The sequence below is a fragment of the Candidatus Methylomirabilota bacterium genome (genome assembly GCA_035260325.1).
Classification (GTDB): domain Bacteria; phylum Methylomirabilota; class Methylomirabilia; order Rokubacteriales; family CSP1-6; genus AR19.
The window spans coordinates 1-7,396 of sequence record DATFVL010000243.1 but is presented as its reverse complement, the minus strand read 5'-3'; the positions used below and the strand labels follow the sequence as shown (position 1 = coordinate 7,396).

Here is a 7,396-nt window from a genome sequence, read left to right as displayed (position 1 = left end):
TACGCGCGCTGGGAGCACCGCCACCGCTTCCTCGAGGAGAACGGGGGGACGTGGGTGGAGGACCGCGTGACGTACCGGCTCCCCCTCGGACCGCTCGGCCGCGCCGCCCACGCGCTCGTCGTGGGCCGCCAGATCCGGGCGGCGTGGGCGTATCGCGACCGGCGCGTGGGCGAGCTGATCGCGCCGGTCAGGCCGGCGGGGTGATTCCGAGCTTCAGCAGGCGCGGCCGCACGCGCTCGGTGAGGAGCCCGAGGCGCGCGAGGTTCTGGACCATGGACTGGTGCAGGTCGCGTTTGAAGTGCTTCCGGAACGGCGCGTAGTCGTTCCGCGCCGCGCTGGTCCGGCGCCAGCGCTCGACCTCGTCGATCTCGGCCGCGTCGAGGCCGGCGTCCTCGTACGCCTCGCGCGGGAAGAAGCCGGTCAGCGTCTTCTCCAGGGCGAAGCACGTGTAGTCCTCGAGCTCGCGCCGCTCCGCGGGCGACGCCCCGTCCACGACCGCGGGCAGGGCGAGCATGCCGAAGCCCATGTGGCGGGACTCGTCGAGGAGGATGCGCCGGCAGATCACGCCGAGGACGGGGTCGCGCGCGCTCTCGGCCATCATCTTGAAGAGGGCGACGGCGAAGGTCTCCGCGACGAGCTGGAGCCCGATCGTCTTCACGTACCAGCGGGTCTCTCCGAGGATCGAGTCGAAGACGTCACGCGCGTTGGCCGGGATCGGGTACCGGCGATCGTCGAGCCGCTCCCGGAGGTAGCGGTCGAGGACCTCGTTGTGGCGGGCCTCGTCCATGACCTGGGTGGCCTGGAAGAATTTCTGGTCCGCGCCCGTGACGATGTCGACGAGCTGGCTGCAGGCCAGCAGCGCGCCCTGCTCGCCGTGCATGAGCACCGACAGCCGCCAGGCGGCGACGCGGCGGTTCAGCTCGACGCGCTCCTTCTCCCCGAGCCGCGCCCAGAGCGGGCTCCCGTACGCGTCGATCAGCTCGTCGGCGATGACGCGGCCGTCGGAGGTCTCGGGGGTGTCCCAGGGGATGTCGCGCGAGGCGTTCCACTGGTCACGCTTGGCGTTCTCGTAGAGCCGCCGCATGTCCGCCTCCGCGACGGCATAGTCGTACGCGAAGACGGTGTCGAACGAGGAGGGGATCGCGCGCGGCTCCATGGGCGTCTCGGGACCACGTCTACCACCCGCCGTCGGCGGGGTCAAGCGCGGGCGGCCGTCAGCGCGACGTCGTGACACCGACGCGCCGGCAGAGGGCGCCGACGGGACACACGGAGCAGCGGGGCGAGATCGGCGCGCAGACGTTCTGGCCGAAGGACACGAGCAGGTCGTTGTAGCCGATCCAGTGGCGCCTCGGGAGCTTCGCCCGGAGCGCCATCTCGGTCTCCTCCGGTGTCTTGGTCCTGACGTAGCCGAGCCGGTTCGAGATCCGGTGGACGTGGGTGTCCACGCAGATGCCGGGCTTGCCGTAGGCCATGGTCACGACGAGGTTCGCCGTCTTCCGGCCGACGCCCTTCAGCGTCAGGAGGTCGTCGATCTCGTCCGGCACGCGGCCGCCGAAGCGGCCGAGGAGGTCGCGGCAGATCCCGAGGATCACGCGCGCCTTCGTCCGGTAGAAGCCGACGGGGAAGATCAGCCGCTCGATCCGCCCGGGCGTCAGCGCGAGCATCGTCTCCGGCCGGTCGGCGACGGCGAAGAGGCGCTCGGCGGCGGGCCCGGTCGTCGTGTCCTGCGTCCGGAGCGAGAGGATGCAGGCGATCAGCACGCGGAACGGGTCGCGGTCGCGGTCGGCGATGACGGCGAGCGCCGTCGGGTTCCAGCCCGGCGCCGTCCGCCGGAGCCGCCGGATGACCGCGCCGATCGCTACTTCTTGTCTTTGACGGACTCGAGCAGCTGTCTTGCGCGTGGCAGGTCCTTCACGGTCCAGTCGGCGACGATCGTGGGCTCGCGCTCGTCGATGACCCGCTGGAGCTCGCGCCGCGCCTCCGGGTAGCGCCCGGTCGCGATGTAGACGCGGGCGAGGTCCACGCGCAGCACGGTGAACTTCGGGTCGATCGCGAGGCCCTGCTTGAAGTGCTCCTCGGCCTTCTCCTTGTCGCCGCCGACGAGCCCCGGCACCTCGAGCATGACGTTGCCGGCGAGCGAGTGGGCGCGCACCGAGCGCGGGTTCAGCTGGAAGAGGATATCGATCTCCTCGCGCACGGTCGGCAGGAGGAAGAGCGAGCGCAGGATGCCCTTCGCCTGGCCCCAGCGCCCCGTGTTGATCGCGTACCAGAGGTGCGCGTCGTGGCTCTTCGGCGCGAGTTCGATCGCGCGCTTGCCGAGCTCGCGGCCGCGCTCGTACGCGGCGAGCTTGTCCTCGGAGGTGGTCGCGCGGACGTCGCCGTAGAGGAACCAGACGTAGGAGAGCATGGTCATCGTCTCGACCTGGCTGTCGCGCCGGAGCGCGTCCTCGAGGAGATCGCGCGCGCGGTCCAGCCCCGCGCGGTCCTCGTGGTAGCGCGCGACGAGCGCGCGCGCCTGCTCGACCGGCGTCTCCGCGCGCGCGACGGCGGGCGCGACGAGCACGAGCAGGAGGGCGGCGGTGAGGCGGGCGCGCATCGCGGCGACTCTACCGCCGCGCCGCGGGGGCGTCAAATCTTGACACGCGAGGGAGCTTCGCCGATCGTGAGCCCGTGACCCTCCACGGCGTCCTCCGGGGCGGGCGATGAGGGTCCTCCGCGCCCTCACGGTCGTCGCGGTCGCGGGCTGGCTCGGCATCATGGCGTTCTTCTCCTTCGCCGTGGCACCGCTCGTCTTCCGCACGCTGGACCGCGCCGTCGCGGGCCAGGCGGTGGCCGCCGTCCTGCCGCGGTATTACGCGTGGGGTGAGGCCCTCTGCGCCGTCGCGCTGGCGGCCGCCGTCATCCAGGTCGTGTCGGGCAGGGACGGGCGCCTCCGGCCGCTCGCGAGCGCCGCGCTCTGCGGCGTCATGCTCGGGCTCCTCGTGTGGGCATCCACGGTCGTGCTGCCGGGCGCCGAGGCGGCGCGCCGGGCCCGCGACGACGGCGGGTTCGCGCGGGCCCACCGCGCCGCGGTGCAGCTGAACGGCGCGACGATGGTCGCCGGCGCCCTGCTCCTCGTGCTGGAGGCGCTCAGCCCGTCGAAGCGTCGTGGCCACTGAGCTCGAGCAGCGCGCTCACGCGTTCGGCGACCGCCGACGGAGGCTCGTGGGCCAGCGCCTCGCACCCCGCGAGCAGGACCCACGCGAGGGTCTCGGGCCCGGCGGCCCGCGGTCCGCGCGTGGCCGGCGGCGCCGCCTCGAGGATCTCCTGGAGCGAGAGGCGCACCTGCTCGCGGGCGTAGGCGAGCGCGAGCGCCGCGGTCTTGTCGCCGCGGCTTCGCACCCACGCCGCCGCGACCACGCCGGGCAGGGAGGAGGTCGGCGCCCAGGCCGACGCGAGCCTCTCGACGGCCGCGACGAGGGGCAGCCGCGCGATCTCCCGGGCGAGCGCGAGGAGATGCCGCTCCGCGGGCGTTGGATTGGGCCGGCCGGCGCGCGAGCGTCGCACCGCCGCCGTGCACTTCTTCGGGCGTCTCGACGGTCGCCCCATCGAGGCTAAACCATAACAGAGTAGCGGTGACGTCCGGGGAGTCGGCAAGCTCTCCGAGACCCGTATCTTCTGCGCGTTCTCTCGCCGTAGACCAACGGGAGCCGTCTCACGTATCGAGTGCTAGCGTGGTCGAGGAGGGCTTCGTGGCCCCCGGGCCGGCGCGGCTACTCGTAGCGGAGAGCTTCGATCGGATCCAGGCGCGAGGCCTTGCGGGCGGGGTAGAAGCCGAAGAAGATGCCGATGCTGGCGGCGAAGCCGAAGGCGAGCACGATCGCCTCGGGCGCGACGAGCGTCCGCCACTCGGCGAAGTAGCTGATCAACTCCGAGCCGCTGACGCCGAGCGCGATCCCGACGGTCCCGCCGATCAGCGAGAGCGTCACCGCCTCGATCAGGAACTGGAGCAGGATGTGGCGCCGGCGCGCGCCGACCGCCATGCGCAGGCCGATCTCGCGCGTCCGCTCGGTGACCGACACGAGCATGATGTTCATGATCCCGATCCCGCCGACGAGCAGCGAGACCGAGGCGATGGCGCCGAGCAGATAGGTCATCACGCGCGAGGACTCCTCCTGGGTCTGGAGGATCTCGGACAGGTTCCGGAGCCAGAAGTCGTCGTCCTGGAAGGCTTGGAGGCGGTGGCGCTGGCGCAGCAGCGCGCGGATCTGCTCCTCCGCCTCCGCCATGTCCTCGCCCGGGCGGATCTTGATGGAGATCGCGCCGACGGAGCGCGGGTTGGCCTGGCTCGCGCCGAGGACCTTCTTCTTCGCCGTCGAGAGCGGGATCAGGATGATGTCGTCCTGGTCCTGGCCCCACGAGTTCTGGCCCTTGCGCGCGAGCAGGCCGATCACCGTGAACGGCACCTTCTTGATCCGGATGATCTGGCCGAGCGGCTCGGACTCCCCGAAGAGGTTGAGCGCCGTCGTCTGACCGAGGAGGGCGACCTTGGTGGCACCCTCCAGGTCCTCCGGGAGGATCGGGCGCCCGTCGATGATCGGCCACTCGCGGGCCTCGAAGTAGTCGGGTGTCACGCCCTGGATCGCCGTGGACCAGTTGAGGTTGCCGAAGACGACCTGAGCGCCGCCGCGGACGGACGGCGCGGCGACCTGCACGGCCGGGACCTCGCGCGCGATCGCGATGGCGTCGTCCTCGGTGATCGTGAGCTGGCTGCCGGTTCCGAGCCTGACGCCGCTCGAGGTTGTGCTGCCCGAGAGGACGATGATGAGGTTCGACCCGAGGCTCTGGATCTGCTCGGCGACGCGCGCCTGGGCGCCCGCGCCCACGCCGACCATCGCGATCACGGCGCTGACGCCGATGATGATGCCGAGCATCGTGAGGGCGCTCCGGAGCTTGTTGACCCGGAGCGCGCGGCCCGCGATGCGGACGCTCTGCCAGACGCTCACGCCGCCTCCTCGTCGGGCGGCAGGCTGGCGAGGGCGGCCGCGGCGTCGACGGGCGCCGTCAGGCGCTCGTCGCTCCGGAGCCGTCCGTCGCGGAAGACGAGGTGACGGCTCGCGTACGTGGCGATGTCGGGCTCGTGGGTGACGAGCACGATCGTGAGCCCCTCGCGGTTGAGCCTCTGCATGAGCGCCAGCACCTCGACGCTCGTGCGCGTGTCGAGGTTGCCCGTGGGCTCGTCGGCGAGGATCATCGCCGGGTCGTTGACGAGGGCGCGCGCGATCGCGACGCGCTGCTGCTGGCCGCCGGAGAGCTGGCTCGGGTGGTGGCCCTCGCGCTCGCCGAGGCCCACGGCCTCGAGGCGGGCCCGTGCCCGCGCGCGCCGCTCGCGCGCCGGCAGGCCGGCGTAGAGCAGCGGAAGCTCGACGTTCTCGAGCGCGCTCGTCCGCGGCAGCAGGTTGAACATCTGGAACACGAAGCCGATCTTGGCGTTGCGGATCCGGGCGAGCGTGTCGGCCGAGAGGCCCGCGACGTCCTCGCCGTCGAGCACGTAGCGGCCCGCGGTCGACGTGTCGAGGCAGCCGAGGAGGTTCATGAAGGTGGACTTGCCGGAGCCCGAGGGACCCATGACCGCGACGAACTCGCCGCGCTCGATCGTGACCGAGACGCCGCGGAGTGCGTGGACCGTGTGCGGGCCGAGGTGGTAGTCCTTGCTCAGGCCCTCGGTGGTGATGATCGGCGCCGCCACGGTCAGAGCCTGAGGCGCGGCCCGCTCTGCTGCGGGGTGCGGCCGGGGCCGCCCGCGAGGCCGACGATCACCTCCTGGCCCTCCCGGAGCTCGCCGCGCAGGACTTCGGTCGCGGCGCCGTCGCTGAGGCCGAGCGTCAGGCCGACCGCGGTCGGCTTGCCGTCGGGGCCGAGGACCCAGACGCGCCCGGTGAGGCCGGCGCGGCCGCCCTCGCCGCCCGGCGCCCCCGCCATCTCGTCGTAGCGATGTTTCTGCTCGTCGGTGAGGATCTCGCGGATGCGCACGCGCGACGCCTCGCGGATCTTCTGGGCCTTCGCGCGGCGGTCCGGCTCGGGCAGGCCCTGGAGCGCTGCGAGCTGCTGGCGGCCGTCGCTGAGGATCGGGTCGAGCTTCCGCTGCTGATCTTCCGTGAGGTTCAGCGCTTTCACGAGACGCTCGCGGATCTGCTCCAGCGACGGCGGCGCGCCGCCCGCCGACCCCCCGCCTCCCGGGGGCGCCCCGACGACCGCGTCGGTGCCGGCCGGCCGGAAGCGAAGGGCGGCGTTCGGCACCTTCAGGGCGCTCGGCTTCTGCGCCGTCACGAGCTTCACGTTCGCGGTCATGCCGGGCAGGAGCCGGCCCGCGGGATTGTCGACCGCGACGATCACGGTGTAGGTGACGACGTTCTGGATGATCTGCGGGGCCTTCCGGATCTGCGTGACGGTGCCGACGAACGTCTCGCCTGGGAACGCGTCCACCGAGAACGTCGCGCGGTCGTCCGCCCGGATGCGGCCGATGTCCGCCTCGTCCACGCTCGTCTCGACCTGCATCTTCGTGAGGTCCTGGGCGATCGTGAACAGGATCGGCGCCTGGAGGCTCGCCGCGACGGTCTGGCCGACGTCCACCTGGCGGGAGACCACGACGCCGTCCACGGGCGCGTAGATCGTGGCGTGGTCGAGATCGAGCTGGGCCTGCTTGAGGGCCGCCTCCTTCTGCTCCACCTGGGCTCGCGCCGACGCGAGCATGGCCTCCGTGACGCGGAGCTGGGCGATCGCGGACTGGATGCCGGAGGCGAGCGCCTGCTCGTGCGCCTTCGCCGAATCGAGCTGGGCCACGGCGGAGTCGTGCGCGGCCTGGGAGGAGTCGAGGTCGCTCTTGGCGATGAGCTGGCGCGTGAAGAGCTCGGTCTTCCGCTCGAGGTCGCGCTTGGTGTCGCCGACGGCGACCAGGGCCTTCGCCGTCTGCGCCTTGGCCTCGGCGTAGGCCGCCCGCGCGTTCTCGACGTCGGCGCGCGAGCGCTCGACCTGGGCCTGCTGGTTCATCACCGTGGCCTTGGCGGAGTCGAGGTCGGCCTTCGCCTGGTTGACCTTCGCCAGGAAGATGTCGGGGTCGATCCGCGCCACGACCTGGCCCTTCTTGACGACCGAGTTGAAGTCGGCGAGGAGCTCCTTGATCTGACCCGAGACCTGGCTGCCGACCTGGACCGTGATGACGGCGTTCAGGTTGCCCGTGGCCGAGACGGCCGCGGTCAGGGCGCCGCGCTCGACCTTGGCGAGCCGGTACTTCGGCGCGTTGCCGATGCTCTGGGTGTAGAGGTAAGCCCAGACCCCCCCGCCCACCACCGCCGCCACGAGGGCCACCGAGACAATGCGTCGCATCATCTACTTAGACGTCGGGGCGGGCGCCCGG

The 7,396-nt window shown here is 72.1% G+C and carries 9 protein-coding genes; 2 read left to right on the top strand and 7 right to left on the bottom strand.

Annotated elements, in window-relative coordinates; all coding sequences use genetic code 11:
• On the top strand, positions 1 to 204 hold a 204-nt coding region (locus VKG64_15495; protein HKB26439.1), incomplete at its 5' end, for a CDP-paratose 2-epimerase.
• On the opposite strand, the gene VKG64_15490 is transcribed toward VKG64_15495, so the two are convergent.
• From VKG64_15490 to VKG64_15480, 3 genes are read right to left on the bottom strand one after another with little or no spacing between them, the layout of a single operon-like run.
• Positions 188 to 1,156, bottom strand: a complete 969-nt coding sequence (locus VKG64_15490; GenBank protein ID HKB26438.1) for a ferritin-like domain-containing protein — start codon at positions 1,154 to 1,156, stop codon at positions 188 to 190. The genes VKG64_15495 and VKG64_15490 overlap by 17 nt on opposite strands.
• Before the next feature lie 58 nt (positions 1,157 to 1,214).
• Positions 1,215 to 1,844, bottom strand: coding sequence for an endonuclease III (gene nth / locus VKG64_15485; GenBank protein ID HKB26437.1), 630 nt, complete (start codon positions 1,842 to 1,844; stop codon positions 1,215 to 1,217).
• A gap of 14 nt (positions 1,845 to 1,858) precedes the next feature.
• A complete protein-coding gene (locus VKG64_15480) occupies positions 1,859 to 2,596 on the bottom strand; it encodes a tetratricopeptide repeat protein (GenBank protein HKB26436.1) in 738 nt (245 codons plus the stop codon).
• Positions 2,597 to 2,702: 106 nt separating this feature from the next.
• Between VKG64_15480 and VKG64_15475 the strand changes: the two genes are divergently transcribed.
• Positions 2,703 to 3,158 carry a DUF4149 domain-containing protein gene (locus tag VKG64_15475; GenBank protein ID HKB26435.1) on the top strand — a complete coding sequence of 152 codons (456 nt, stop codon included), beginning with the start codon at positions 2,703 to 2,705 and terminating at the stop codon, positions 3,156 to 3,158.
• Here VKG64_15475 and VKG64_15470 read toward each other — a convergent pair.
• From VKG64_15470 to VKG64_15455, 4 genes are all read right to left on the bottom strand, one after another.
• Positions 3,130 to 3,546, bottom strand: a complete 417-nt coding sequence (locus tag VKG64_15470) for a hypothetical protein (protein HKB26434.1) — start codon at positions 3,544 to 3,546, stop codon at positions 3,130 to 3,132. The genes VKG64_15475 and VKG64_15470 overlap by 29 nt on opposite strands.
• Before the next feature lie 206 nt (positions 3,547 to 3,752).
• Entirely contained in the window at positions 3,753 to 4,985 is a 1,233-nt protein-coding gene (locus VKG64_15465; protein ID HKB26433.1) for an ABC transporter permease, read from the bottom strand.
• On the bottom strand, positions 4,982 to 5,728 hold the full coding sequence (locus tag VKG64_15460; protein HKB26432.1) for an ABC transporter ATP-binding protein: 747 nt from the start codon (positions 5,726 to 5,728) through the stop codon (positions 4,982 to 4,984). Before VKG64_15460 ends, VKG64_15465 begins: the two co-directional genes overlap by 4 nt.
• A 2-nt stretch (positions 5,729 to 5,730) precedes the next feature.
• On the bottom strand, positions 5,731 to 7,368 hold the full coding sequence (locus VKG64_15455) for an efflux RND transporter periplasmic adaptor subunit (GenBank protein HKB26431.1): 1,638 nt from the start codon (positions 7,366 to 7,368) through the stop codon (positions 5,731 to 5,733).
• Positions 7,369 to 7,396: the final 28 nt, after the last annotated feature.